This is a genomic window from Roseovarius indicus, from assembly GCF_008728195.1.
In the GTDB taxonomy this organism is placed as follows: Bacteria; Pseudomonadota; Alphaproteobacteria; order Rhodobacterales; family Rhodobacteraceae; genus Roseovarius; species Roseovarius indicus.
In genome coordinates this window covers 2,224,507-2,250,331 of record NZ_CP031598.1, presented here as the reverse complement: position 1 = coordinate 2,250,331, position 25,825 = coordinate 2,224,507, and the positions used below count along the sequence as shown (strand labels likewise).

Below are 25,825 nucleotides of genomic sequence, written 5' to 3'. Positions count from 1 at the left end.
CAAAGTCCACTTCCGGAACACTCTCGAAGCTGCGCGGGATGCTGACCGGATCGGGCAAGGGCTCCGGCGGGGCGAAGAAGGTGCGCAAGATGACCGAAAAGGACATCGACGCCCTGACCAAGCGCATCATCCTGCCCTCCCTGCCCGTCTCGGACGAGGAGATGGCCCGCGCCACCCACCAGGACAAAGGACAGAAGCTTGCCCGTCAGGACCGCTGGAGCGAACTGGCGCGCCGCATCCGCTATGCCGACGAATCGCGCCTGACCACGCCCGGGGGCGAGACCGCCTCGCTGCTGCTGGCCTATGGCGCCCGCAGCGACGTGGTGTCGGCCGCCGAGGACGCGCTGCATGACAATGCCGAGCCCAACCCCGACGGGATGGAAGCGCTGGAAGAGGTGCTGGAGGACGAGCCGGGCGAATATGCCTGCGCGCTGGTCGTGGCGCTCGCGCATCTCGACATCGCCTGGGCCTGGCACAGCATCACCTTCGAAACCGCCCCCGAGAAAAGCCTGAACCGGGCGCATGAGCATCTGGAACGCGCCGAGGAGATCCTAGCCCCCTATGACGGCGTGGCGCTCGACGCGCCCTCGCTGCTGGCGGCGCAATGCGCGCTGAACGCCACCAATGAAAAGCGCGGCCGTCACCTGGCTGAGGATTACGCCAAGCTGATCGAGCTCGACCCCGAGGGGCACCGCCACATGCGCGCCATGGGCCGGCACATGGTGCAGTTCCTGCGCAAATCGCCCAACGTGCTCGAGATCGAGGCCCGCCGCATCGCCTCGCAGACCAGCGACGAGTGGCAGGCCGGCGGCTATACCTGGGTCTATCTCGACGCGCTGACCGCCGATCCGGCGGCGATCGAGCTGCTCGATGCCGATTTCTTCATCGAGGGGATGGAGAACATCATCGACCGCAAGCTCGACCAGCACGTGATCAACCAGTTCGCCGCCTTCTGCGCCATCTCGATGGCGCCGGCGAGCCAGGAGAAAACGCTGTCCTCGCGCGGCGAAGCGACCCGGCAACAGCTGCATGACTGCCTTGACTGGATCCTGTCGGATTACCTGCAGGAACTGCACCCGCTGATCTGGTCGCAGACGCTGCTGGCGCCGGGGCAGATCCCGATGTTGCCCTCGCGCCGGGCGCTGGTGGTGAAGGGGCGGCAGACCGCGCTGCGGATCATCGCCGCGCGCTTTGCCTCCGAGATTGCCGACGGCAGCTCGATCGCCTTCTCGCCGCAGGGCATGTACCGGCTGCCCGCGCTCTGAGTGCCCGGGGCGGCGCATTCTTGAAAAGAATGCGGATCGAAGTCTTTTGAAGACTTCGACGGCGCGCTGGCGCCCCTTGCCCGTTGCGTCCGCCCGGTCTAGAACCCCGGACGATACGCAAACGGAGCACGGCACATGCTTGACCTGACCTTTGAGCCCCCGAAACCCAAGGTGATCGCCGGGGCCAAGCACGACTGGGAACTGGTGATCGGCATGGAGGTGCATGCCCAGGTCGCCTCGAATGCCAAGCTGTTTTCCGGTGCCTCGACGCAATTCGGCGCCGAGCCCAACTCGAACGTCTCCTTCGTGGATGCGGCCATGCCCGGCATGCTGCCCGTCATCAACGAGTTCTGCGTCGAGCAGGCGGTGCGCACGGGCCTTGGCCTGAAGGCGCAGATTAACCTGAAATCGGCCTTCGACCGCAAGAACTATTTCTACCCCGACCTGCCGCAGGGCTACCAGATCTCGCAGCTCTACCACCCGATCGTGGGCGAGGGCGAGATCATCGTCGACATGGAACCCGGCATCGCCCGCAAGGTGCGCATCGAGCGCATCCACATGGAGCAGGATGCCGGCAAGTCGATCCATGACATGGATCCGCACATGTCCTTCGTCGATCTCAACCGCACGGGCGTCTGCCTCATGGAAATCGTTAGCCGCCCCGACATTCGCGGGCCGGAGGAAGCGGCGGCCTATGTGCTGAAGCTGCGCCAGATCCTGCGCTATCTGGGCACCTGCGACGGGAACATGCAGAACGGCAACCTGCGGGCCGACGTGAACGTCTCGGTCTGCCGCCCGGGCGCCTATGAGAAATACATGGAAACGCAGGATTTCTCGCACCTCGGCACCCGCTGCGAGATCAAGAACATGAACTCGATGCGCTTCATCCAGATGGCCATCGACTACGAGGCGCGCCGCCAGATCGCGATTGTCGAGGGCGGCGGCGAGATCGTGCAGGAAACCCGCCTCTACGACCCCGACAAGAACGAGACGCGCTCGATGCGGTCGAAGGAAGAGGCGCATGATTACCGCTACTTCCCCGACCCCGACCTGCTGCCGCTAGAGATCGAGCAGGACTGGGTGGATGGCATCGCCGAGTCTCTGCCCGAGTTGCCGGACGAGAAGAAATCGCGCTTCGTCAACAATTTCGGGCTGTCCGAGTATGACGCCAACGTCCTGACCGCCGAGCATGAGAACGCGGCCTTCTTCGAGGCGGCAGCCGAGGGCCGCGACGGCAAGCTGGTGGCGAACTGGGTCATCAACGAGCTCTTCGGCCGGCTGAAGAAGGAAGGCCACGACATCACCGAAAGCCCCGTCTCGCCCGCGCAGCTGGGCGGGATCGTCGACCTGATCTCGTCCGATGCCATCTCGGGCAAGATCGCCAAGGACCTGTTCGAGATCGTCTATACCGAGGGCGGCGACCCGGCGAAGATCGTCGAAGAGCGCGGCATGAAACAGGTCACCGACACCGGCGCCATCGAGACGGCGGTCGACCAGATCATCGCCGACAACCCGGCGCAGGTGGAGAAGGCACAGTCGAACCCCAAGCTTGCGGGCTGGTTCGTTGGCCAGGTGATGAAGGCCACGGGCGGCAAGGCCAACCCCAAGGCCGTGAACGAGATCGTGCAGCAGAAGCTGGGGCTCTGAGGCAAGGCGCCGTTCGCCAAGGTTAACGAAATGTTAAGCGCCCTGCGGATTTCCCCCGCAGGGCGTTTTCATTCGGGCGCGCCCTGCCGGGTCGCCGGACAAGGCCGGCCCTGCTAGACCCGATCAGACACGCCTGTAACAACAAAGTAACAAAAACATAACAACCGGACCCCTTCTGTATAGACAGAGGGGCTTAACCGTCCGTATACACGCCCATCCTAAATTGCTTCCCGATGGACAAGATGCACCGATATCTGCGCGTTTGTGGCATTCCCGTACTGCTTTTCTATGTCATTTCGCTGACAGTTCTCACACAATCCGGCTTTACCGTGATCGAGATCCTGCGCGACACACCGCAGACCACGGGGCAGTCGAGCTTCCTCGGGTTCCTCTCGAATATCGGCGTCTGGTTCTGGGTGTCGGCGGCGGCGATCAGCCTGGCGCGGGCGTTCTCGTTCGAGCCCGACGGCGACGATGCGATCCGCCGGCTTCTGATCCTTGTGGGCGGCTTTTCCCTGGTGCTGGCGGCCGATGACTTCTTCCTGATCCATGACCGCTATATCGCCGAGGGGATCGTCGTGCCGATCTACGCCATCTTCCTGTGGCGGCTTCTGTCGAAGCACCGGCAGACCATCTTCCGCATCGACGGGTTCGCCTTCATCGCGGCCGGCTCGATGCTGGCGATGTCGGTGGCGGTCGACGCGGTGCAGGAGGTGATCGGCATCCCCTACAGCGTGAACCAGATGGTCGAGGAAGGGTTCAAGTTCCTCGGCGCCGCGACGTGGCTGTATTTCTGCTACGAGGCTGCGGCGGTGCGCGTGCGGCAGGCGGTCATGCCGACCGAGACGCCGCTCGACCCGATCCCTGCCCCGCTGGCCCAGCCCGGCGAGTGAGCCGCCTCAGCCGCTTGTCACCTTCCGCCTGAGCCCGACACTGCGCCCCAGCCCTTCGGGCGGGGGCAGCTTCGCGTTCGCCTCGGCCATCGCCCGGATGCGGGACTGGATGTTTTCCGGCATCGGCGCGACCTTCGGACCGCCGAGATCGACATGCAGGGTCAGCCCCTCGCCCGTCGCCGACAGCCAGCCATCCTCGTGATAAAGCTCCTGGAAGGTGTGAAAGCGCTTTTCGTCGTGATCGATGATGCGGATCCGGGAGTAGAGCCTGTCGCCCAGCTTCACCTCGCGCAGGTAGCGCACGTGGAATTCGGCGGCAAAGGTGGTGTGGTTGGTCTCGGCCACGTAGCGCTCGCCAAAGCCGATCCAATCCCACAGCTCGTCCGAGGCGCGGTCGAAGACCACCGTGTAATAGCCCATGTTCAGGTGATTGTTGTAGTCGATCCAGCCTTTCTCGACCTCGAGAAAGGAGGATACGAACAGTCCGTTTTCGGTCATGGGCACGCGCGCTTGTTCCAGGGTCGCGGCAAGATAGGGCGAAGCCGCGCCGGAGTGCAAGCCGCCGGGCGGCCGGTTTCGCCCTTGCGAAGCGGTGTCGGCAAAGAGGAGGCTGGAAATCGGGCGTCTCCCCCGCCATAGTACCAATTCACGCGGGCCCGGGCCGGATTGGTCTGGTTCGCCCGTCCCAGCCCAGCCAGGGAGCGACCGGCATGCAGAAAGACCTCGACGACAGCGACCGCGGGATCGTCACCGGCCAGCCGGTGGGGGCGACGGTGCAGATCGTCGTCGACACGCTTTTCGCGCGCATCAAGTCGGAGGAATACCCGACCGACACGCGCCTGCCGTCGGAACGGACCCTGGCGGCGGAGCTTGGGGTGGCCAGGAACACCGTGCGTGAGGCGCTCGACGTGCTGGAAAGCCAGAAGGCCATCCGCCGGCGGCCGGGTTCGGGCAGTTTCGTGACCTATCGCTCGGCCGCGCCGGGGGATGCGGCGACGGCGTCTGTCGCCGACGAGACGAGCCCGCTGCACCACCTCGTGGTGCGGGGTATTCTCGAGCCGGAAATGGTGCGGCTGGCGGTGGTGAACATGACCCCGCGCGAGATCAACGACCTGTCGGAGACGCTGTCGAAGATCGAGCAGATCCAGACGGATGTGGATGCGTTCATCGAGCTGGAAGAGAAGCTCTACACCCAGATCGCGGAGGGTACCGGCAACCCGTTGCTGGCGTCGTGCTACCGGCTGACGATCGAGACCTACCGGCAAAGCTTCCGCACCAAGCTGCGCCGCCGGAACCTGACGCCGAAGCGGATGCAGGATTACCAGAAGCGGTATAATACGCTGTTCAACGCGATTGCCTCGCGGGATGTGGCGAGTGCCGTGGAGTTCATCAAGCTGCATCTGGTGGAAGAGCAGAAGCTGTTGTTGCAGGATTTTTAACGGGGTGCGGGTTAAGGTGGGTTTGCACCCACCCTACGGGTCGATTTTCGGGCCGTGGTGAGCCGGATTTCAACGTCGGTATAACGTCGGTATCTTGTCGGTATCACGTCGGTGCCGGGCGCCGACCCTACTCCGCCACCGTCCGCGCGCCCAGCTTGGTTTCGCGGGCCGGGCCGGTCAGGCGCTGGTCCCACATCTGGCCCAAATCGACCATCTCGCGCCTGAGCGCCCCGCCATGGGCGTGCAGCCAGTCGGGGACCGAGCCGAATTCCTCGATCCGCGCCTTGCCGCCCCGGATCGACACCACCGGCCAATCGCCCACCAAGGCGTTGTCGATGCCGAAAAGCTCGTTTCCCCACCATTCGGCCGAGCCGAAGGCGTGGGTCACGTGGCCGAGCTGTTTCATCGCCGCCAGCACCGAGACCGGGTTCACCGTGCCGGCCTTTTCCACCGCCGCGTGCCAGATGTCGAGGATGGCGGCATATTCCCAGCTCACCGCCGACCAGCTTCCGGGGTAGCGGTTGTTGAACTCCTCGTAGAAGACGTTGGGCTGGTTGAAGAAGAACGCCTTTTCCCGCAACGCCGGGTCGTCGAAATCGGGGAACTGGAAGGTGACCCCTTCCATGAACTCCGCGCCCAGCTTGCCCACCAGCCGGTCGTAATGGTCGAAGGTGCAGGAGAGGATGCGGCCCGTGAAGCCCCGGGCATGGGCGTATTCGGTCATGGCGTGGACCATGGGCGTATAGCTCGTGCACCAGCAGAGGATGTCCGGGTTGGCCTCGAGCATGGGCCCCACGATCTCCGCCGGGTCGCCGCCAGAGGCCGGGTACTGGATTTCGCTCACGATCTCGACCCCCGACGCCTTGAAGGCCGCGCGGTAGGTGGCAAGCGAGGGCAGGCCCATCCCGTCTTTCTGGGCGCAGAGGGCGACGGTTTTCAGGCCCGGCTGCGTGCGGGTCAGCCAGTCGACCCCGGTGACCACGTAGACCGGGTGCACCTCGGACGGCGCGATCAGGTAGGGCGTGTCGGGCGAGAGGTCCGACGGCAGCAGGGTCGAGGTCAGGATGCGCTTTTCGGTCAGGTAGTCGCCCGCGGCGGCGTAATCGTCGCCGCCCAGCATCATCATCAGCTTGACGTCGTGGCCCTGCACCAGCTCGACCGCGCCTTCATGGGCCTCGTCCGGCCCGCTGCCGCAATCATGGGCGTGGATGCGAATCGGATAGCGGCGCCCGCCGATCAGCAGCCCGCCCGCGCGGTTCAGCCAGCCCTCCCAGATGCGGCAGCCATGCAGCCCCGGCAGGCCCCAGCTTTCGGCCTGCCCCGAGAGCGGCGCCAGGAAGCCGATATTGACCGTGCTGGCCATGCCGACCGAAAGCCTTGGCATGGCACCGGAAATCGCCAGGCGCTGTGCAAAGCTCGATGCGTCCATCCCGTCGCGTCCCTTCTGACAGCGGTTCGAGCAAGTCTAGGCGGAATCTGCCGGCGTGAACAGGATTGTTGTTGACAAATTGGTTCACGCTTTGGTTTCCTGAAATGAACCAAAAGTACCAAATTATAATATTGGTTCAATCCACAGGGAGAAATAGCTAATGGCCAAGAAAAGAGTGGCGATCATCGGGGCGGGGCCGTCGGGGCTGGCGCAGCTGCGGGCGTTCCAGTCGGCGAAAGCGAACGGCGAGGATATTCCCGAAATCGTCTGCTACGAGAAACAGTCGAACTGGGGGGGGCTGTGGAACTACACGTGGCGCACCGGTGTCGACAAGGATGGCGAGCCCTGCCACGGCTCGATGTACCGCTACCTTTGGTCGAACGGGCCGAAGGAAGGCCTGGAATTCGCCGATTATTCCTTCGACGAACATTTCGGGCAGGAGATCGCCAGCTACCCGCCGCGCGCGGTTCTGTTCGACTATATCGAAGGCCGGGTGAAGAAGGCCGGCGTGCGCGACTGGATCCGCTTCAACAACGTGGTGCGCGACGTGAGCTATGACGACGCGTCGGGCAAGTTCACCGTCACCGCGCGGGACAGCGAGAAAGACCAGGAGACGGTCGAGGAGTACGATCACGTGATCGTTGCCTCCGGCCATTTCTCGGTGCCGAACGTGCCGGAATACCCGGGCTTCGACGGGTTCAACGGCCGTATCCTGCACGCCCACGACTTCCGCGACGCGCGGGAATTCGAGGGCAAGGACATCCTGATCATGGGGTCCAGCTACTCGGCCGAGGATATCGGCAGCCAGTGCTGGAAATACGGCGCCAAGTCGATCACCTCCTGCTATCGCTCGGCGCCGATGGGGTATGACTGGCCCGACAACTGGGACGAGGTGCCGGCGCTCGACCGGGTCGAGGGGCGCACGGCGTATTTCACGGACGGCACAAGCCGCGACGTCGATGCCATCATCCTGTGCACCGGCTACAAGCACCATTTCAACTTCCTGCCCGACGACCTGCGCCTGAAGACGGCGAACCGGCTGGCGACGACCGACCTCTACAAGGGCGTGGTGTGGGTGCATAATCCCAAGCTTTTCTATCTCGGGATGCAGGACCAGTGGTTCACCTTCAACATGTTCGACGCGCAGGCCTGGTGGGTGCGCGACGCGATCATGGGCAAGATCGACCTGCCCGATCGCGCCACGATGGACGCCGACTGGAAGAAGCGGCAGGCCGACGAGGACGCGCTGGAAGACGATTACGCCTGCATCAAGTACCAGGGCGATTACGTCGCCGAGCTGATCGCAGAGACCGATTACCCGAGCTTCGACCTCGATATGGCCTGCGAGCAGTTCTACAAGTGGAAGAAGCACAAGAAGCAGGACATCATGACCTTCCGCAACAACGGCTACGTGTCGCCGCTGACGGGCAAGAAGGCCCCGGCGCACCACACGCCGTGGAAGGACGCGCTCGACGACAGCCTCGAGTCGTACCTGCAGACGGGCGCCTGATCGCACCATACACCGGGTCCCGGCCGCACACTCTCCCCGAGCGGCCAGGGCCGACACTTCAGGTCACGTCCCTGAGTTCCCGGCCCGCCGTGGCCGGGATTTTTTTGATTGGGGAGCCCCGCCCCCCTCACGCAGCCGCCCCCAGTGCTGCCGGATACTCGCGCACGTAGCGCCCGCGCAGGGACAGCGCGACCGAGGCCGGCACCACCGCCGCCGCCATGAACATCGCCGTCATGCCCAGCGTGTCAGAGACGGTGCCCGCCACGGCCGGGCCAAGGATGTTGCCCGCCGCCGTGGCCAGCAGGGCCGCGGTGAAGCTGAGCGTCGGCATGGCCGGGAAGAGCCGCTCGGACCAGAAGGCCAGCACCGCGCTGATCACCATGACGTGCACCCCCTGCAGCCCCGCCGAGCCGGCAAGGCCCAGCCAGTTCCCCGGCAGCAGCGCGGCCAGTGCCAGAGACCCTGCCCCGGCCGCCATCGTCAGGCGCAGAAGCGGGGTCAGCCCCAGCGCGGACCGGAACCGGCTGGTCATCAGGCCGGCCAGCCCCGCAAGGCCGAAGCAGAGGAACACCACCGCCGGCGTCGCCGCACCCGGCACGCCCGGCACACCGCCCGCATCGGCGATGTGGCGCGCGGCGAAGGAGATGTAGATCGACGAGGTGAAGCCGAAGGCAAAGCCCACGGTCAGCATCGGCACGATGGAGGGCTCCATCAGCGCCCGCCACGAACGGCGGGCCACCGCTTCGGGGTCTTTTTCGACATGGCGCAGCGAGGCCCAGTTGGCCACAAGCGCCAGAGCGCTTGCCCCCGCGAAAAGCGCCCAGCACAGCCGCCAGGACAGGCCGGTGAAAACCATCGCCAGCGCCGCCGCGCCCGCCAGCGCGATGCCGATACTGGTGCCGGTGCTGATCTCCGACAGGGCGGTGGCCCGGTCAATATCGCGGATCTTGCGGTGCACGGCGTCGTTGAAGGGCGTCCAGGCGAAGCCGGCGCTGGCCGAGGCGAGGAAGACACCCGCCGCCAGCACGGGCAGCGAGGGCGCCGCGGCCACCAGCGCCATGCCCACGGTCGCCGAGGCAAGCCCCGCCAGCACCGGCACTTCCGGCCCCTGCCGGTTCAGCAGATACTGCGCCGTCAGCAGCGCCAGGAAGAATCCGCCGAAGCCGAGGCTGGAAATCAGGCCGATGGTCGTGCCGTCAAGCGAGAACGCCCCGCTGAAGGCGGGCACGAAGAGGCCGAACCCGACCCGTCCGGGGCCATAGCTGATCGCGGTCGCCGCGAAACCAGCGGCGGACAGGCTGTGGAAATAGGTCATGGCGCGGCCTCCTTTCCATGCAGGAATGAAAAGTCCCGGGAAAGGTTCCACGCAGGCCGAGGATACCGCGAAGGAAGGCCGGTTACGGCCTGGGCGGCCTGGGCGGGCCTACCGCATGCAGGATTCGCCCTTGGTTTTCGCGACATGGGCGTCCAACTCGCCGCTCAGCCTTTGCAGGTCGGCATAGGGAATGTCGACCGTCACCACCTGTTCATGGCTGACCCCGCCAAGGCGCGACTTTTCCCGGCCCAGCCCGATAGCAAAAGTGTAGTTGCTGCTGCCGGCAAGGCTTTGCTCGAGGAATTCCGACAGGGTCCGTCCGTCCTGCATCTGGACGGTGTCCGAGCTCAGCCCGTAATGCCGCTTGTTGTCGGTGTAGCCGAGATTCTCCCTCTCCGAGGACGGGGGAACGGGAACGTCGATGACGTTGTCGTTGATGATGAACTGGAACGTGGTCTCGCTGGCTCTCATCCTGGCCTGGTACTCGTCTCCGAGCATGCCGGATATCACCCGGAACCCCTCGGTGATCTTCCGGCTTCCGTACTGGGGTTCGAACAGGTTTTCGTACCATTGCAGTTTCACGACGTAATCGCCGGAATAAATCCGTATCTCTTCGATGAAATCGAGGTTCAGCTTGGGCTTGGTCAGCTGCGCGGCGAAGGCGCTCGTGTAGGAATACGATTCCTTGACCAGGTAGACATTCTCGATCGATGACGGCGCCTTGCAGGGCGCGGCATGGGCCGAAACGCCAATGAAAGCGGCCAGAAAAGCGGCCAATGCGTATTTCATGAAATTTCCCTCCACCCGAGCCGGGCCAATGCGTCCGGCTGCTCCCGGGGGTCAGGTTACCCCAAAAAGCGAGGCTTGCTAGGAAATTCGCCTCGCCCCGCGCATTTTCTGCGCGCCGCTTTGCCCTACCCTGCGCTGACCGCCGTGCCGAGACGCGCCGCCTTTTGCCCCCGCCCCTCGCGGCCCAAGGCCCGGCAGAGAACAGCGACGGGGATCAGGCCGAACGCCACCAGCACCAGCGAGGGCACCGCCGCCTCGGCCAGCCGTTCGTCGGCGGCCAGCCGGTGGGCCTGCACCGCCAGCGTCTGGAAGTTGAACGGGTGGAGGATGAGCGTCGCGGGCAGTTCCTTCATCACGTCGACGAAGACGATCAGCAGCGCCGTCAGCACCGAGTTGCGCGCCACCGGCAGGTGGATGCGCCACAAGAGGCGTTGCCCCGGCTGCCCCAGCGAGCGGCCGATGGCGTCGAGGTGGTGCGGGATGGTGGCCATGCCGCTGTCATAGGCGTTGAGGGCGGCCGCCATGAAGCGGGCCATGTAGGCCAGCACCATCAGCCAGATGGAGCCTGTGATCAGCAGCCCGGTGTCGATACCGAAGCGGCTTTCCATGATGCCGTCGATGATGTTGTCGAGGGCGGCCATGGGCACCATGAGGCCGACGGCGATCACGCCGCCGGGCACCGCATAGCCCACGCCCGCGCCGATCACGATCAGCTTCGAGCTGCGCGAGGGGCGCGTGCGGGCGCGGAAGCCGATGAGGATGGCGCCGATGACCGTCAGCACGGCGGCGACGCCGGCCACGGTGACCGAGTTCTGCATCAGCGCGACGTAGCGCGAGGAGAGGAGCGACTGGCCCGAGCCCACCGCCATCACGCCCAGCATGATCGCCGGGATGACGAACCCCAGAAGCACCGGCCCGAGGCAGAGGGCGAAGGCAACCCAGCCCGAGGCGCCGGTCAGGCGGGGGCGCTCCATCGTCTCGAACCGGCTACCCCGCCCGGCGGTGCGGGCGCGGCCCCGCTGGGCGCGTTCGAGGCCGGCCAGCAGAAGGGCGAAGCTCAGCAGGCAGAGCGAGAGCTGCGCCGCCGCCGCCCGGTCGCCCAGGGAAAACCACGCCTGGTAGATGCCGGTGGCGAAGGTCTGGACGTTGAAGAAGGCGACGGTGCCGTAATCGGCGATGGTCTCCATGATCGCCAGCAGCGCGCCGCCGGCAATGGCGGGCCGCGCCATCGGCAGGGCGACGCGGTAGAAGGCTTTCAAGGGCGAGCGGCCCAGCGTGCGGGCAACGAGGAAGGCATTGGCCGATTGCTGGCGGAAGGAGGCGCGCGCCAGCAGGTAGACATACGGGTAGAGCACGATGGTCAGCATCAGCGCCGCGCCCCCCAGCGAGCGGACCTCGGGGAACCAGTAGTCGCGCGGGCCCCAGCCGGTGATGTCGCGCAGCACCGTCTGCACCGGCCCTGGATGGTCGAGCATGTAGGTATAGGCATAGGCCATCACGTAGGCCGGGAAGGCCAGCGGCAGGGCCAGCGCGATCTCGAGCCAGCGGGAGCCGGGGAAGCGGTAGACCGTCACCAGCCATGCCGTGACCGACCCGATAACGGCGGTCGCCACCCCCACGATCGCCACCAGGATCAGCGTGGTGCGCACATAGCGCGGCAGGACGGAGGCCAACACGTCGCGCCACACCTCGAGGTTGCCGGTGAACGCCGCCAGCGCCGCCGCAAGGATCGGCGCGACGCAGAACGCGACGACGACCCAGGCCAGTCGGTGCAGGACTTTTTCACTCAGCATTCTCAGGTCCGCTCGGTCTCGGGCGGCTCTTGCGGGCCGCGGCACATCTCCCTACCCGTCCGCCCACATGCGGTAAAGGTTGCTTTTCGCCTTGAAGAGCCGGTCGAAGGCCGGGGTCTTGCCATGCTCGTCAAAGATCGAGCGGGTGGCGACGTCGAGATCGTGCAGCACCTCGCGTTTCGCCGCATCGCGCACCCAGCTCGTAACCCAGCCCACCACGGCGACCCGTTCGCCGGTGGTGACGGGCTCGACCCGGTGCAGGGCCGAGGTGGGGTAAAGCACCATGTCGCCGGCCTGAAGCCGGATGACCCGTTCCTCGAGCACGTCGTCGATGACGAGGCCGCCGCCCTCGTATTCCTCGGGTTCCGACAGGTAGAGGGTGAAGGAGAGGTCGGTGCGGCTGCCCTTCATGATCGGGTCGTCGACATGGAAGCCGTATTCCATGCCGGGGCCATAGCGGGAGAGCAGCGAGCGGGCGATCTTTCTGGGCCGGGCGACCGAGCGGAACAGCTCGTTCTTGAAGAGCTTTTTGCGCACCGAGGCCAGGATCTCGTCGAGATCGGCCGAGGGTTTCGCCTGAAGATTGCTCTTCACACCGCGGGCATAGCGGCCGGCGGTGGCGCGGCCGTCCTGGAACTCGATGGCGTCGGCGGCGGCGCGCAGGTCGGCCACCTCCTGCTTATCGAGCACGTCTCCGATGACCATGAACATCGCTCAGTACACCTTCGACAGGGCCAGATCCATCCGCCCTGCGGCGCCGTGCAGCAGGCTGGCATCGGGGTGCAGACCGGCGGCTTGCAGGTCGGTGAAGGCGGGGTCGGCGAACCCGAGCGCGTCGACAAGGCCCTGCCCGGCCTGCGAAATGCGGTCGTGGTTGGCCTTAGCCATCTCGCCGGCTTCGACCTTGGCCAGCTCGATCATGCCCCAGGCGGCCTGGTAGGCGGCGAGGTCGGTGATCTGATCGCCGTCGACGGCACCGGCATAGGTTTCGGCGGCGGCGCGGGTCAGCGCGATGAGCGAGCGGAACTGGGCCCGCGCGGTGGTTTCGCGGCGGGCGGATTCGAAGAGGTCGCGGGCGGTGTCGTAGTCGTCTGCGACGGTGTCGGCGCCTTCGGCGATGGCGGTGTCGAGGGCGGCAAGGGCATCGGCCACACCGTCTATCCCGCGGGCGTCGAGCGCCGCGTGAACATCGCCGGCCGGGCCGTCAAGCAGCGCCGCGGCCGCGTCGGCCTGGCCGTCTTCGGCAAGCGCGGTGGCGGCGAAAAGCCGGCCTTCGAGCTGGCCGAGGGCCACGAGGAAGGCGGCGTCGTCCATCCGGGCGCTGCTGTCCTGCTCTGCGGCTTCGCCCTCGCCCTCGCCTTCACCTTCGCCTTCCCCCTCGCCTTCGCCGGCGGCCAGCCAGTAGCTGTCGGGCAGGTCCGCCTCGGCGGGGGTGACGATGGTGGCATGGGCGGCAGTGGCAAGGCCAGCGGCCAGCGTGCCGATGGTGAGCGTGCGCCGGGCGGTGACAAGGCGGCGGGGTTTCTCGGGGGTGTCGCTCATCGCGCGGTCCTTTCGGGAAGCTCTGAAATCAAGGGCGCCGCATGTTTGGGGACATGCGGCGCCGGAAGGTACGGGATGGTCGGCGTGGGGCTACGTCAGGAGCCTTCGCCCTCGCCTTCACCCTCTCCTTCACCTTCACCTTCGCCCTCGCCTTCGCCCTCGCCTTCACCCTCTCCTTCAGACTCGCCTTCGCCTTCCTCGGAGTATTCCTCGCTGCCTTCGGCTTCGCCCTCGCCTTCTGCTTCGGCTGCGGCCTGGCCTTCACCCTCGGCTTCACCTTCTCCCTCGGCTTCGCCCTCGCCTTCACCGTCGTCGGAGGCCAGCTGAACCCATTCCGGCGTGTCGGTCATGTCGGGCGTGGCCACAGCGGCGTGGGCGGCGCTGCCACCGGCGACCACGGCGGCCAGCGTGCCAAGGGCAACGCTGCGGCGGGCGGTGACAAGGCGGCGGGGTTTTTCGGGGGTATCGGTCATCAGCGCATCTCCTCATTTCCTGATAGAAATAATTGGTATTGGCCGTCCGAGCGGGTGTCAACAAAACCATGAATAACGGTCAGGATTGGAAAATGGCGCTCCACCGTACATGCCTCGCCTGTCGGTTGCAGCGCGGCGGGCCCGGCCAAGCCTTTGACCTTTTGATAAAATTTCCGCCTAGCCCACTGGTTTGGCTGGTTTTTTGACGCCACCCAACGCCGTAACGTAGCGGCACGCGGCCTTTACACCTGTTCAGAATCGCGACAACCTTGCGGCTATGTCCGGGGGGTTGCCTGTCAATGGCCCCGCAAATCCGGCTTATCCAGGGAGATATACATGAAAGTTCTACGCAATCTTGCAACGGCATCCGCGATTCTCGTGGCGGCCGCAGGCATGGGTTCGGCGCAGACGCTGAACTTTGCCTATGACGCCGACCCGGTGTCGCTTGACCCGCATGAGCAGCTGTCGGGCGGTACGCTCCAGCTGAGCCACATGGTCTTTGACCCGCTCGTGCGCTGGAACAAGGATCTGGGCTTCGACCCGCGCATCGCCACCGAGTGGGAGCGGATCGACGACACCACCATGCTGTTCCACATCCGGGAAGGCGTGAAATTCCATTCCGGCAACGACCTGACGGCGGAAGACGTGGTCTACACGATCGAGCGCCTGAAATCCTCGCCCGACTTCAAGGGCATCTTCGCCGGCTGGTCCTCGGCCACCGCGGTTGACGACTACACCGTCGAGGTTAAGACCGATGGCCCGAGCCCGCTGATCCTGCACACGGCGACCTACGTGTTCCCGCTGGACAAGGACTTCTACACCGAGGGCGGCGACGAGATCGCCAAGCACGGTGACAGCTTTGCCAGCCAGAACGTCTCGGGCACCGGCCCGTTCACCATCGCCGAGCGCGAACAGGGCGTGAAGGTCACCTTCGAGCGCAACCCCGACTATTGGGACACCGACAGCCCGGGCAACGTGCAGACCGCGATCCTGACGCCGATCAAGGAAGCGCCGACCCGCGTCGCCGCCCTGCTGTCGGGTGACGTCGACTTCATCGCACCGGTGCCGCCGACCGATCTCGAGCGGATCGAGAACAACGAGGACACCAAGCTCGTCACCATGACCGGCACCCGGATCATCACCCTGCAGATGAACCAGGAGCGCAACGAGGCGCTGGCCGACGTCAAGGTCCGCCAGGCGATCGTGCATGCCATCAACAACGAAGGCATCGTGCAGAAGATCATGAAGGGCTTCGGCACCGTCGCGGCGCAACAGTCGCCCGAGGGCTACGTGGGGCACAACCCCAACCTCGAGCCGCGCTTCGACGTCGAGAAAGCCAAGGCGCTGATGGAAGAGGCCGGTTACGCCGACGGGTTCTCGGCCACGATGATGTGCCCCAACAACCGCTACGTGAACGACTACAAGATCTGCGAAGCGGCGGCCGCCATGCTGGCGAAGATCGGCATCGAGATCGACCTGACCACCATGCCGAAGGCGCAATACTGGCCCAAGTTCGATGAACGCGCCGCCGACATCATGATGATCGGCTGGCATTCGGACACCGAGGACAGCGCCAACTTCAACGAGTTCCTGACCATGACGCCGAACCCCGACACCGGCCGTGGGCAGTACAACTCGGGCAACTACTCGAACGAGGAAGTCGACCGCCTGACCATGGCGTCGCTGACCGAAACGGACGAGCAGAAGCGCGCCGACATGCTGCAGACGGTCGAGCAGATCCTCTATGACGAGGCAGCCTTCGTGCCGCTGCACTGGCAGGACCTGGCCTGGGCCGCGCGTACGGGCGTCGATATCGAGCCCGTGCTCAACGTGATGAACTTCCCCTACCTGGGCGACCTGGTCATCGAAGAGTAAGCTAACGCTGCGTCCGGCGGGCCGGTTTACCCGGCCCGCCGGCATTTCGCGCCTTGCACTCCGCGCGCCATCCGTGATTTGTCGCGCGCCACGCAATAGCTGAGTCGCTGAAAAGGCGCGCGCCACGGGACCGAACCGAAGCCATGCACATTCTCGCTTTCCTCATCCGCCGGGCCCTGCAGGCCGTGATCGTGATGTTCGTCATCTCGCTCATCGGCTTTTCGATCCAGGACAACCTCGGCGATCCGCTGCGCGAACTCGTGGGCCAGTCGGTCTCCGAGGAAGAGCGCGACGCCCTGCGCGAAGAGCTGGGCCTCAACGACCCCTTCATGGTGCAATATGTCCGCTTTCTCGGCAACGCCGTGCAGGGCGATCTCGGCACCTCCTATTTCTTCAAGCGCCCTGCCCTCGACGTGATCATGGACAAGTTCCCCGCCACGTTCGAGCTGGTGCTGGGCGCGGTCTTCATCTTCCTGTCGGTGTCGATCCCGGCGGGGATATACTGTGCCATCAACCGCGACAGTTTCTTCGCCCGCGTGATCATGACCGGCTCGATCGTCGGCATCTCGATCCCCGTCTTCCTGACCGCGATCATGCTGGTCTGGATCTTCGGGGTCGAGCTGAACTGGCTGCCCGCCTTCGGGCGCGGCGACACGGTCGAGCTGCCCTGGGGATGGGAGACCGGCCTGCTGACGGTTGACGGCTGGGCGCACCTGATCCTGCCCTCGATCGCGCTGTCCTCGATCATGCTGCCGCTCTTCATCCGCCTGATCCGGGCCGAGATGATGGAGACGATGGCCACCGATTACGTGCGCTTTGCCCGCGCCAAGGGCCTCTCGACCCGCCGGGTGCGTTACGTGCACGCCTTCCGCAACACGCTTCTGCCCGTGGTCACGGTGGGCGGCCTGATGATCGGCACGCTCATCGCCTATACCATCCTGACCGAGACGGTCTTCCAGTGGCCGGGCATGGGCTTTCTCTTTCTCGAGGCGGTGAACCGGGTCGATACGCCGCTCATCATCGCCTACATCATCGTGGTCGGCCTGATCTTCGTGGTGGTCAACACCATCGTCGATTTCATCTACACGCTGATCAACCCGACCGTGAAACTGCCGGGGGCCAAATCATGATCACCTGGCGCTTTGTCTTCAAACGCTTCATTGGCGACCCGGTGGCGATGGCCGCGGGCCTCGTGCTCCTGCTGCTGGTGCTGATGGCGGCGCTGGCGCCCTTCATCGCGCCGCAGAACCCCTATGACCTGATGCAGCTGTCGATCATGGACAGCGAGATGCCCCCCGCATGGCAGGATGGCGGCGACGAGCGCTTCCTGCTGGGCACCGACGCGCAGGGGCGCGGCGTGCTGTCGACCATCATGTACGGCACCGGCATTTCCCTCCTGATCGGGATCGGCGCGGTGGTGGTGCAGGCCATTCTCGGCATCACGCTGGGCCTCATTGCCGGCTACAAGGGTGGCTGGATCGACGCCTTCCTGATGCGGCTGGCGGATATCCAGATGTCGCTTTCCACCCTGATGATCGCGATCATCGTGCTGGCCATCTTCAACGCCGCCTTCGACGCCAACACCTATGCCGATTACGCGATCTTCATGCTGATCATGATCATCGGCATCGCCGAATGGCCCAAGTTCGCCCGCACCGTGCGCAGCTCGGTCCTGGGTGAGAAGTCAAAGGAATATGTTGACGCCGCCCGCGTCATCGGCCTGCCGGCGCGCAAGGTGATGTGGGGGCATATCCTGCCCAACACGCTGACGCCAGTGCTGGTCATCTCGACCATCCAGGTGGCCGAGGCGATCATGACCGAGGCCGCGCTCTCGTTCCTCGGGCTGGGCATGCCGACCGACCGCCCGTCGCTGGGCTCGCTCATCCGCTCGGGTTTCGAGTTCATCTTCTCGGGCTCGTGGTGGATCACCCTCTACCCCGCCATCGTGCTGGTGGTGCTGATCCTGGCGCTGAACCTCCTGGGCGACTGGATGCGCGACGTGCTCAATCCGAAACTGCGGCGGGGAGAGGACTGATGGCAATGCTCGAAGTGCGTGACCTGCACGTGGCCTTTCCGCGCGGCAAGCGCGACGAGGTCGAGGCCCTGCGCGGGGTCGACCTGACGCTGGAAAAGGGCGAGCGGCTGGGCGTTGTCGGCGAATCCGGCGCCGGCAAGTCGATGCTGGCCTTCGCCATCCTGAACCTCATCGCCGAGCCCGGCCGGGTGTCGGGCGGCACGATCAATTTCCACGGGGAAAACCTGCTGGAGCTGTCCGAGCGGAAGATCCGCAAGCTTCGCGGCAACCGCATCTCGATGATCTTCCAGGACCCGATGGTCACGCTGAACCCGGTGATGACGATCGGCGCCCAGATGATCGAGACGCTGCAGGCGCACCGCCGCATCTCGAAATCCGAGGCGCACAAGCTCTGCGTGGAAAAGCTGCGCATGGTGGCCATCCCCTCGGCCGAGAACCGGATGACCTCCTACCCGCATGAGCTGTCGGGCGGCCTGCGCCAGCGTGTCGTCATCGCCATTGCCCTTCTGACCGACCCGGAACTGATCATCGCCGACGAGCCCACCACCGCGCTCGACGTGACGATTCAGGCCGAGATCATGGCCCTCATCCTCAAGCTCTGCCGCGAGAATGACGTGGCGCTGATCCTCATCACCCACGACCTTGGCGTCGTGGCCGAGGTGACCGAGCGGATCATGATCATGTATGCGGGCAAATGCGTCGAGGAAGGCCCCACGCAGGAGATCATCAAGGGCCCGCAGCACCCCTATACCTACGGCCTGCTGCAGGCGCTGCCGCAGAATGCCGAGCGTGGCGAGCGGCTCTACCAGATCCCCGGCTCAATGCCGCCGATCACCGCCCTGCCCAAGGGCTGCGCCTATCACCCGCGCTGCAACCGCGCGACCGAGCGCTGCCGGCAGGAGATTCCCGAACGCGCGGGCGGCCACGCCGCCTGCTTCCACCCCCTCACCCCGGCGGAGGCCGCCTCATGAGCCAGCCCATCGTCGAAACCAAGGGCGTCGAAGTGCGCTTCGCGCTGCCGACGCACTTCCTGTCGCGCGAAAAGCCGGTGCTGCACGCGCTCAACACCGTCGATATCGCCATCCAGCCCGGCGAAAGCTTCTGCGTCGTGGGCGAGTCGGGCTGCGGCAAGACAACGCTCGGCCGCGCCATCATCGGGCTGCAGCCGCCGTCCGCCGGCGAGATCTATTTCCAGGGCCAGCGCATCGACAACATGGACGAGGCCGCCCGCAAACCGGTGCGCCGCGACATGCAGATGGTGTTCCAGAACCCCTATGCCTCGCTCAACCCGCGCCGCAACGTGTTCGACACGCTGGCAGAACCGGTGCAGCACCTGATGCCGGAGATGAATACCCAGCAGGTGCGCCAGCGGGTCGAGGAAGTGCTCGACGCCACCGGCTGCGACCAGAGCTGGCAGCGCCGCCTGCCGCACGAGTTCTCGGGCGGCCAGCGCCAGCGCATCGCCATCGCCCGCGCGCTTGTCACCAACCCCGCCTTCATCGTCGCCGACGAGCCCATCTCGGCGCTCGACGTCTCGATCCAGGCGCAGATCCTCAACCTGCTGACCGACCTGCAGGCCGAACGCGGGCTGACCTACCTCTTCATCACCCACGACCTGTCGGTGGTCGAGCATTTCGGCACCCGCGTCGCGGTGATGTATCTCGGCCGCGTGATGGAGCTTGCCACCGCCGAGGAGCTCTTCAAGGCGCCCAAGCACCCCTACACGCGCCTCCTGCTCGACGCGATCCCCAAGCTCGAAGGCGGCTCCTTCGACAACCCGCGCAAGCCCGGCGAACTGCCCGACCCGGTCAACCCGCCCCCCGGCTGCCCCTTCGCGCCGCGCTGCCCCATGGCCGAGGCCATCTGCCGCCAGGACCGCCCCGAACTGCGCAAACTCGCCAACGGCACCGAAGCCGCCTGCCACTTCGCGGAATAGAAAAAGGGCGGCCCCGACACGGCGCCGCCCCTGCTTCTTCTTGGTAAAAATATCCCGGGGGAGACGTTGAAATCCCTCAGGATTTCAACGTTGGGGGCAGAGCCCCCTACCCGGCCAGCAATCACTCGGCTTCGTCTGCCGAACTCGCATTGAGAAGCCCGTACTTCTCGGCGCCAAGGCTGTCGTAAAGGTCGATCTGCGTCTCGAGGAAGTCGATATGGCCTTCCTCGTCGGCGATCAGTTCCTCAAACAGGTTCTTCGAGACGTAGTCACCCACCTTCTCGCAATGGTCACGCGCCTCGATATAGAGGGTCCGGGCGTCATGCTCGGCCGCAAGGTCGGCATCCAGCGTCTCGCGCAGGGTCTCGCCGATGCGCAGCGTGTCGAGCTTCTGCAGGTTGGGGTGGCCGCCGAGGAAGATGATGCGCGTGATCAGCTTGTCGGCGTGGTGCATCTCCTCGATGCTTTCCTCGCGTGACTTGGCGGCGTTCTTGCCATAGCCCCAGTCTTCCTGCAGCCGGTAATGCAGCCAGTACTGGCTCACTGCCGTCAATTCGCTTCGCAGTGCCTTGTTAAGGTACTCGATAACCTTTTCGTCGCCCTTCATCGCTCACTTCCTTTGATTTCTCGCGGCGCTCTACGCGCCGCTGCATGGGTATGACAAAGGTGTCACACTGGTGCATGGTGTCAAGGAAGAGAGGCAGGCATCCCCCGCAATCGGCTTTCTTGCCAAGCGCGCGGTATACCTTGCCGGGGGTGATGAGCGTGTCCTCGTCCGCCGCCCGCATCCAGTCTACGGCGGCGCGGATGTCGCGGTCTGTGATCGACTGGCAGTGGCAGATGATCATTTGGGCCTCTTGGTCGGATCGCGGTGATCCATCGTAATCTGATATCTGCACAAAACCGTGACGAATACCAGAGGTTTTCTGTCGGATAACGGAAACGTGCGGGAATGCCGCACGGTTCCCTCTCGCTCAGTGAAGCGTGGCGCCGGCGCGCTGGCGGACAGTGGCGTTCAGCTTCGAGATCGTCGCCCGGTGCAGGTAGAGCCCGGCCTGCCGCGCGGCTTCGGTCATCGCCATCAGCAGCGGGCCTTCCACGATCAGCGAGCCGATCAGCATCGCGTCTTCGCGCTCGCCGGTGGCGGCTAGCATGACGAAATGCGCAAACACCGCCTCGTCGGCGCCCACGCAGGAGCATGTCTCCTTGTGTCGGACCAGCTTGCGCCGGCCGTGCCGGGCGATCACGCCCATCACGTCGTTGAGGGCGCGCTGGCAGGTCTGCGCCTCGGCCTCGCCCATCGAGGCCAGCAGCAGGCGGGCGATCCGCTCCTGCCCGTCCGGCCCGTCGGACCAGTGGCGCAGCGCCCGGACCAGCACGCGCTCGGCCTCGGGCAGGGTGTCGAACGCGGCGACGGGAAAGCCGCCCCGCATCTCGCTATGCTGTTTCATCGGGGGTCACTTCGTCAGGATGAGCTTGCCCATGCGGGTGATGCGCAGCGTGTAGATCTGTCCGTCGAGCGTGATGGTGGCGGTCTGGCCATCGCCGATCAGTTCGCGGGCGTCGTACTGGGGTTGCGCGGTGGCCTCGTCTCCGGCGGGGGATCTGCGCAGCGTCATCATGCCAGGCGCCCTTCGATCCGGTCGAGCAGGTGCTCGAGCACCACGTCGGGCGAGAGAAGCCCCGCCATCGCCATGTCCGCCGCCTGCTCGCGCGTGGGCAACGCCCCCTGCCCCGGGCGCTTGGCGCGGGTCAACCGTTCAGCAATCATCCTGTCGCTCCTATCCGTCTGTCCTGGCTGATGGCTGACCGCTGTCGGTTGGCTGACCTCATTTCTGAGCTTTTCACTCAGCTTTGTCAATCCTGATTATTTCCCTAGGTTTATCCGGCGACGCCTTGCGCCCCGCCCCCCCTCCCCCTTCCGCGCGCGCAAACGTTTCGCCGCGGCATCGGGCCCCTTGGAAAATATGAGCCCGCCGCAATCAGGACTCGCAATGAAAGGCCGTGTCTGGCAAGCTGTATATACACTTCGGCAGAGCAGCCCGGGGCCAGGGGGGAGGATAACCCGATGACCCAGCACTACCTCAAGCAGGTCCCCATCGCGCTCCGCACGCGGCGGAAATCCGACGTGCGCACCCAGTTTGCCGCGCTCTGCTACCGCATTCGCAACGATAAGCCCGAATTCCTCATGGTCACCTCGCGCGGCACCAAGCGTTGGATCATCCCCAAGGGCTGGCCGCTCGACGGCTGCACCCCCGCCGAATCAGCCCTGCAGGAAGCCTGGGAAGAGGCCGGCGTCATGGGCCGCGTCACCGGGCCGAGCCTGGGGCTTTTCTCCTACCACAAGGTGCTGCCCCAGCATGGCGGCCTGCCCTGCGTGGCGATGGTCTACCCCGTGCGGGTCAAGGCGCTGGCCGACGACTACCCCGAGCTGGGCCAGCGCAAGCGCAAATGGATGCGTCGCAAAAAGGCCGCGGCCCGGGTCGAGGAGGCCGAGCTCGCCCAGATCATCCGCGCCTTCGACCCCAAGCTCATGCGGCTCTGACCCGCGTGATGCGCGCTTGAAAACCGCCCCTGACGGTATAACTATTCCGCAGTTGTGTAGTGGAGTACCCGGTGTGATTCAGTTCACCCTCAAATGCGATCAGGACCACCGCTTCGACAGCTGGTTCCAGTCGGCCTCGGCCTTCGACAAGCTGCATGCGGCGGGGATGGTCGCCTGCGCCGTCTGCGGCTCGACCCACGTGGAAAAGGCCCTGATGGCGCCAAGCGTGCGCGACAGCCGCCGCAAGGCGAAAGAGGCGCCCGCCGCGCCCGAGAAGGCCCAGCCGCGCGAGCGCCCGCTGTCGGCCCCTGCCAGCCCCGCCGAACAGGCGATGGCCGAGCTCAAGCGCCAGATCGAGAAGAGCTCCGAATATGTCGGCGTCAATTTCGTCCGCGAGGCCCGCCAGATGCACGAGGGCAGCGCCCCCGAACGCTCGATCTACGGCGAGGCCAAGCCCGAAGAGGCCCGCAAGCTGATCGAGGATGGCGTGCCGGTCACGCCCCTGCCCTTCCTTCCCAACCGCAAATCCAACTGAGGAGACGGCCATGCATGTCGTGATCACCGGGGTCAGCCGGGGCATCGGCCACGCCCTTGCCGAGCGCTACCGTGCCGCGGGCCACGAGGTCACCGGCACCGCCCGCGCCGCCGAGGGCGCCGTGCCGCTCGACGTGACGCAACCCGACCAGTTCCCCGCGCTGGCCGAGGCGGTGGGCACCAAACCCGTCGACCTGCTGATCTGCAACGCGGGCATCTACCCCGACAAGGGGCAGTCCCTCGCCAGCGGTTTCGACGCCGAAACCTGGGCCGACGCCATGGCCACCAACGTGACCGGCGTCTTCCTCACCGTGCAGACCCTGCTGACCGGCCTGCAACAGGCGAAGAATGCGAAGATCGCCATCATCTCCAGCCGTCTGGGCAGCGACGAGCTCGCCGCCGGCGGCAGCTATTGCTACCGCGCCTCGAAAGCCGCCGCGCTCAACCTCGGCCGCAACCTCGCCGTCGATCTCAAGGAACTCGACATCGCCGTGGGCATCTACCACCCGGGCTGGGTCCGCACCGACATGGGCGGCGAAAAGGGTGATGTCAGCGTCGACGAGTCCGCCGACGGTCTGGTCACCGAGTTCGACCGCCTGAGCCTCGACAGCACCGGCAGCTTCCGCACCTGGGATGGCCGCGACCTGCCCTTCTGAGCCGGGCGCCACGCCCCGGGGGCGCACCCGACCTGCCGCATTTTCTTGGCTCAAATACCCAGGTCCGTCAGCCCGACGAGGCACCGACGCCTCAGGTGCGCACCCACCGGTGCATCACGTCCCCGCCAACCTGCCGCACCTCGGCCAGCGCAAACCGCTCCGCCTCGTCGAGCGAGGAGATCCCCATCGCCCCAACCGATGGCAGCCCCTCGGCCCCCACGGCGAACCCGGCCGTAAACCCCACCAACTCGTCGACCAGCCCGGCCGACAGGAGCGAGGCTGCCAGCGCGCCGCCGCCTTCGCAGAACACCCGCGTCAGGCCCTGAGCCGCCAGCGCCTCGCAGACCGACACCGGGTCGATCTGCCGGCCGGTCAGGGCGCAGGGCAGCAGCGTCGCCCCGAACCCCTTCCACGCCGCCATCCGGTCTTCATCCGCATCCGGCCCGTGGCACAGCCACACCGGCACCTCGCCCGCCGTCTGCGCGAGCTTCCCGTCCTGCGGCAAATCCAGCCTGCGCGAGACGACCACCCGCACCGGTTGCCGCGCCACGCCGAAGCCGCGCACGGTAAGCATCGGGTCATCCGCCCGCGCCGTGCCCGCGCCCACCATAACCGCGTCATGCCTGGCCCGCAGCCCATGCACGAGGCGCCGCGCCTCAGGCCCGGTGATCCACTGGCTGTGCCCGCTCGCCGTGGCGATGCGCCCGTCGAAGGAACTGGCAAGCTTCAACGTGATGGAGGGCCGACCGGCGGTGGCCTTGCGGAAGAACCCCGAAAGGTCGGCCTCGGCCTCGGCCGCCAGAACCCCGGTGACGACTTCGATGCCCGCCTCCCGCAGCATGGCAAAGCCCCTGCCCGAGACCCGCGCGTCGCTGTCTTCCAGCGGCGCCACGACCCGGGCCACGCCCGCCGCAATCAACGCCTCGGCACAGGGCGGCGTCTTTCCATGATGGGCGCAAGGCTCGAGGCTGACATAGGCCACGGCCCCCCGCGCCGCCGCGCCGGCCTGGTCCAAGGCCACCCGTTCCGCATGGGGCCGCCCGCCCGGCTGGGTCCAGCCGCGCCCGACGACCCGGCCGTCACGCACGATCACGCAGCCCACGGCCGGGTTGGGCCAGCATTGACCCTGCCCGCGCCGGCCAAGCGCCAGCGCGAGACGCATGTACCTTGTATCGGTGTCGCTCACTCGTCCGCGGGGGCGTCTTCCGCGGCGCCGGGGCGCAGCTCGCTCACGAACTTGTCGAAGTCATCCGCCGCCTGGAAGTTCTTGTAAACGCTCGCGAACCGCACGTAGGCCACGGTGTCGATCCGGGCCAGGCTTTCCATGACGATCTCGCCCACGGTCTTCGAGGGGATGTCGGTTTCCCCCAGCGACTCCAGCCGCCGGACGATGCCCGAGATCATCTGTTCCACCCGTTCGGGTTCCACCGGGCGCTTCTGCAGCGCGATCCGGATCGAGCGTTCGAGCTTGTCGCGATCGAAATCCTCGCGCCGCCCGTTCGATTTGACCACCACGAGATCGCGCAGCTGCACGCGCTCGTAGGTCGTGAACCTGCCGCCGCAGGCCGGACAGAACCGCCGCCGCCGGATCGACACGTGATCCTCCGCCGGACGCGAGTCCTTCACCTGTGTATCAATGTTTCCGCAAAACGGGCACCGCATCGCCCCAGCCCCTTCTCTTCTCTGCCTCGTTGGTTATGGGTCTTAAGCCCATTTATCCACAGCCACTATAGGGCAGCCGCAAAGTTTTGGGTAGAGAAGAATTTGCGGCGCTATATAAAGGGGAGCTTTGTGTTGCGCCCGGCCCAGAGGCGCCGTCGTGGCACTCGGCCGGGCCGGACACTCGTCAGAACATGCGCTTATTCAGCGGCTTCCGTCGCCTTGGCCGGCACGGTGATCCCGAAACCGGCACGCTCCATCTGGGTGAGCGTGCGCATGGCCATCTTGGTCTGTGCTTTTTTCGCGTCTTTCCACGCGGCCTTGCGCTCTTCCTTGCTGGCCTCGGGGTTCGCGGCGCTGAACTGCTGGTTGAAATGCAGGATCGCCAGTTTGCGACCTGCCCAGCGGCGCTGTTTCTGCTCTTCGGTGAGCGGGGCTTTGGTTTTGGCTTCAGCCATATTTTATAGTCCTTTCGACTGTTACCGGGCGC

Annotated in this window: 29 protein-coding genes; 13 read left to right on the top strand and 16 right to left on the bottom strand. The window is 65.7% G+C overall.

Annotated features, from left to right (window positions below):
- The first annotated feature begins 38 nt into the window (after positions 1 to 38).
- The 3 genes from RIdsm_RS10455 (at position 39) to RIdsm_RS10445 (ending at position 3,805) form a co-directional block, all read left to right on the top strand.
- Positions 39 to 1,265 (top strand): hypothetical protein, encoded by a 1,227-nt coding sequence (locus RIdsm_RS10455; RefSeq protein ID WP_057813405.1) that lies wholly within the window; start codon positions 39 to 41, stop codon positions 1,263 to 1,265.
- A 135-nt stretch (positions 1,266 to 1,400) separates the two neighbouring features.
- A complete protein-coding gene (gene gatB, locus RIdsm_RS10450; protein WP_057813407.1) occupies positions 1,401 to 2,912 on the top strand; it encodes an Asp-tRNA(Asn)/Glu-tRNA(Gln) amidotransferase subunit GatB in 1,512 nt (503 codons plus the stop codon).
- 242 nt (positions 2,913 to 3,154) lie between these two features.
- Complete coding sequence (locus RIdsm_RS10445) at positions 3,155 to 3,805, top strand: hypothetical protein (protein WP_074940083.1); 651 nt, start codon at positions 3,155 to 3,157, stop codon at positions 3,803 to 3,805.
- 6 nt (positions 3,806 to 3,811) lie between these two features.
- Here RIdsm_RS10445 and RIdsm_RS10440 read toward each other — a convergent pair whose 3' ends face one another.
- Positions 3,812 to 4,303 carry a thioesterase family protein gene (locus tag RIdsm_RS10440; RefSeq protein ID WP_057814309.1) on the bottom strand — a complete coding sequence of 164 codons (492 nt, stop codon included), beginning with the start codon at positions 4,301 to 4,303 and terminating at the stop codon, positions 3,812 to 3,814.
- A gap of 212 nt (positions 4,304 to 4,515) precedes the next feature.
- On the opposite strand from RIdsm_RS10440, the gene RIdsm_RS10435 reads away from it, so the two are divergent.
- Positions 4,516 to 5,244, top strand: a complete 729-nt coding sequence (locus RIdsm_RS10435; protein WP_057813411.1) for a FadR/GntR family transcriptional regulator — start codon at positions 4,516 to 4,518, stop codon at positions 5,242 to 5,244.
- A gap of 127 nt (positions 5,245 to 5,371) precedes the next feature.
- On the opposite strand, the gene RIdsm_RS10430 is transcribed toward RIdsm_RS10435, so the two are convergent.
- On the bottom strand, positions 5,372 to 6,673 hold the full coding sequence (locus RIdsm_RS10430; RefSeq protein ID WP_057813413.1) for an ABC transporter substrate-binding protein: 1,302 nt from the start codon (positions 6,671 to 6,673) through the stop codon (positions 5,372 to 5,374).
- 160 nt (positions 6,674 to 6,833) lie between these two features.
- Here RIdsm_RS10430 and RIdsm_RS10425 point away from each other — a divergent pair, with 160 nt between their 5' ends.
- Positions 6,834 to 8,183 (top strand): NAD(P)-binding domain-containing protein, encoded by a 1,350-nt coding sequence (locus RIdsm_RS10425; RefSeq protein ID WP_057813415.1) that lies wholly within the window; start codon positions 6,834 to 6,836, stop codon positions 8,181 to 8,183.
- Between the two features lie 127 nt (positions 8,184 to 8,310).
- Here the strand turns inward: RIdsm_RS10425 and RIdsm_RS10420 are convergent, their stop codons facing one another.
- From RIdsm_RS10420 to RIdsm_RS30095, 6 genes are all read right to left on the bottom strand, one after another.
- The gene (locus RIdsm_RS10420; RefSeq protein ID WP_057813417.1) at positions 8,311 to 9,498 is read right to left on the bottom strand and encodes an MFS transporter; all 1,188 of its coding nucleotides are present in this window, start codon (positions 9,496 to 9,498) and stop codon (positions 8,311 to 8,313) included.
- A gap of 108 nt (positions 9,499 to 9,606) precedes the next feature.
- Positions 9,607 to 10,287 (bottom strand): hypothetical protein, encoded by a 681-nt coding sequence (locus RIdsm_RS10415; RefSeq protein ID WP_057813419.1) that lies wholly within the window; start codon positions 10,285 to 10,287, stop codon positions 9,607 to 9,609.
- A gap of 125 nt (positions 10,288 to 10,412) precedes the next feature.
- A complete protein-coding gene (locus RIdsm_RS10410; RefSeq protein ID WP_082647262.1) occupies positions 10,413 to 12,080 on the bottom strand; it encodes an ABC transporter permease in 1,668 nt (555 codons plus the stop codon).
- 51 nt (positions 12,081 to 12,131) lie between these two features.
- Positions 12,132 to 12,785: a Fe2+-dependent dioxygenase gene (locus tag RIdsm_RS10405; RefSeq protein ID WP_217625292.1), complete on the bottom strand. Its 654-nt coding sequence runs from the start codon at positions 12,783 to 12,785 to the stop codon at positions 12,132 to 12,134.
- A 9-nt stretch (positions 12,786 to 12,794) separates the two neighbouring features.
- On the bottom strand, positions 12,795 to 13,622 hold the full coding sequence (locus RIdsm_RS10400; RefSeq protein WP_057813423.1) for a hypothetical protein: 828 nt from the start codon (positions 13,620 to 13,622) through the stop codon (positions 12,795 to 12,797).
- 95 nt (positions 13,623 to 13,717) lie between these two features.
- Positions 13,718 to 14,095: a hypothetical protein gene (locus RIdsm_RS30095; protein ID WP_057813425.1), complete on the bottom strand. Its 378-nt coding sequence runs from the start codon at positions 14,093 to 14,095 to the stop codon at positions 13,718 to 13,720.
- Positions 14,096 to 14,431: 336 nt separating this feature from the next.
- Between RIdsm_RS30095 and RIdsm_RS10390 the strand changes: the two genes are divergently transcribed.
- From RIdsm_RS10390 to RIdsm_RS10370, 5 genes are all read left to right on the top strand, one after another.
- Entirely contained in the window at positions 14,432 to 15,970 is a 1,539-nt protein-coding gene (locus tag RIdsm_RS10390; protein WP_057813427.1) for an ABC transporter substrate-binding protein, read from the top strand.
- Between the two features lie 143 nt (positions 15,971 to 16,113).
- Positions 16,114 to 17,100 (top strand): ABC transporter permease, encoded by a 987-nt coding sequence (locus RIdsm_RS10385; protein WP_235607863.1) that lies wholly within the window; start codon positions 16,114 to 16,116, stop codon positions 17,098 to 17,100.
- Positions 17,097 to 18,005: an ABC transporter permease gene (locus RIdsm_RS10380; protein ID WP_057813429.1), complete on the top strand. Its 909-nt coding sequence runs from the start codon at positions 17,097 to 17,099 to the stop codon at positions 18,003 to 18,005. The genes RIdsm_RS10385 and RIdsm_RS10380 overlap by 4 nt, the downstream gene beginning before the upstream one ends.
- Positions 18,005 to 18,976, top strand: coding sequence for an ABC transporter ATP-binding protein (locus RIdsm_RS10375; protein WP_057813432.1), 972 nt, complete (start codon positions 18,005 to 18,007; stop codon positions 18,974 to 18,976). Before RIdsm_RS10380 ends, RIdsm_RS10375 begins: the two co-directional genes overlap by 1 nt.
- Positions 18,973 to 19,941, top strand: a complete 969-nt coding sequence (locus RIdsm_RS10370; RefSeq protein ID WP_057813434.1) for an ABC transporter ATP-binding protein — start codon at positions 18,973 to 18,975, stop codon at positions 19,939 to 19,941. The genes RIdsm_RS10375 and RIdsm_RS10370 overlap by 4 nt, the downstream gene beginning before the upstream one ends.
- 121 nt (positions 19,942 to 20,062) lie before the next feature.
- On the opposite strand, the gene bfr is transcribed toward RIdsm_RS10370, so the two are convergent.
- The 5 genes from bfr to RIdsm_RS30090 form a co-directional block, all read right to left on the bottom strand.
- Positions 20,063 to 20,548, bottom strand: coding sequence for a bacterioferritin (gene bfr, locus RIdsm_RS10365; RefSeq protein ID WP_057813436.1), 486 nt, complete (start codon positions 20,546 to 20,548; stop codon positions 20,063 to 20,065).
- Positions 20,514 to 20,789 carry a (2Fe-2S)-binding protein gene (locus tag RIdsm_RS10360; RefSeq protein ID WP_074940080.1) on the bottom strand — a complete coding sequence of 92 codons (276 nt, stop codon included), beginning with the start codon at positions 20,787 to 20,789 and terminating at the stop codon, positions 20,514 to 20,516. The genes bfr and RIdsm_RS10360 overlap by 35 nt, the downstream gene beginning before the upstream one ends.
- 126 nt (positions 20,790 to 20,915) lie before the next feature.
- On the bottom strand, positions 20,916 to 21,392 hold the full coding sequence (locus RIdsm_RS10355) for a hypothetical protein (protein ID WP_057813437.1): 477 nt from the start codon (positions 21,390 to 21,392) through the stop codon (positions 20,916 to 20,918).
- Positions 21,393 to 21,398: 6 nt separating this feature from the next.
- Positions 21,399 to 21,563 (bottom strand): hemin uptake protein HemP, encoded by a 165-nt coding sequence (gene hemP, locus RIdsm_RS10350; protein WP_064504600.1) that lies wholly within the window; start codon positions 21,561 to 21,563, stop codon positions 21,399 to 21,401.
- A complete protein-coding gene (locus RIdsm_RS30090; protein ID WP_160325803.1) occupies positions 21,560 to 21,712 on the bottom strand; it encodes a hypothetical protein in 153 nt (50 codons plus the stop codon). Before RIdsm_RS30090 ends, hemP begins: the two co-directional genes overlap by 4 nt.
- Positions 21,713 to 22,009: 297 nt before the next feature.
- Here RIdsm_RS30090 and RIdsm_RS10345 point away from each other — a divergent pair, with 297 nt between their 5' ends.
- The 3 genes from RIdsm_RS10345 (at position 22,010) to RIdsm_RS10335 (ending at position 23,676) form a co-directional block, all read left to right on the top strand.
- Entirely contained in the window at positions 22,010 to 22,486 is a 477-nt protein-coding gene (locus RIdsm_RS10345; protein WP_057813439.1) for an NUDIX hydrolase, read from the top strand.
- Between the two features lie 73 nt (positions 22,487 to 22,559).
- Positions 22,560 to 23,021 carry a DUF1178 family protein gene (locus tag RIdsm_RS10340; RefSeq protein ID WP_057813441.1) on the top strand — a complete coding sequence of 154 codons (462 nt, stop codon included), beginning with the start codon at positions 22,560 to 22,562 and terminating at the stop codon, positions 23,019 to 23,021.
- Positions 23,022 to 23,031: 10 nt separating this feature from the next.
- A complete protein-coding gene (locus RIdsm_RS10335; protein ID WP_057813443.1) occupies positions 23,032 to 23,676 on the top strand; it encodes an SDR family NAD(P)-dependent oxidoreductase in 645 nt (214 codons plus the stop codon).
- Positions 23,677 to 23,767: 91 nt separating this feature from the next.
- Here RIdsm_RS10335 and ribD read toward each other — a convergent pair whose 3' ends face one another.
- The 3 genes from ribD to RIdsm_RS10320 form a co-directional block, all read right to left on the bottom strand.
- Positions 23,768 to 24,862: a bifunctional diaminohydroxyphosphoribosylaminopyrimidine deaminase/5-amino-6-(5-phosphoribosylamino)uracil reductase RibD gene (ribD, locus tag RIdsm_RS10330; protein WP_236553175.1), complete on the bottom strand. Its 1,095-nt coding sequence runs from the start codon at positions 24,860 to 24,862 to the stop codon at positions 23,768 to 23,770.
- Complete coding sequence (gene nrdR, locus RIdsm_RS10325) at positions 24,859 to 25,338, bottom strand: transcriptional regulator NrdR (RefSeq protein WP_057813445.1); 480 nt, start codon at positions 25,336 to 25,338, stop codon at positions 24,859 to 24,861. Before nrdR ends, ribD begins: the two co-directional genes overlap by 4 nt.
- Positions 25,339 to 25,535: 197 nt before the next feature.
- Entirely contained in the window at positions 25,536 to 25,793 is a 258-nt protein-coding gene (locus tag RIdsm_RS10320) for a hypothetical protein (RefSeq protein WP_057813447.1), read from the bottom strand.
- Positions 25,794 to 25,825 lie beyond the last annotated feature (32 nt).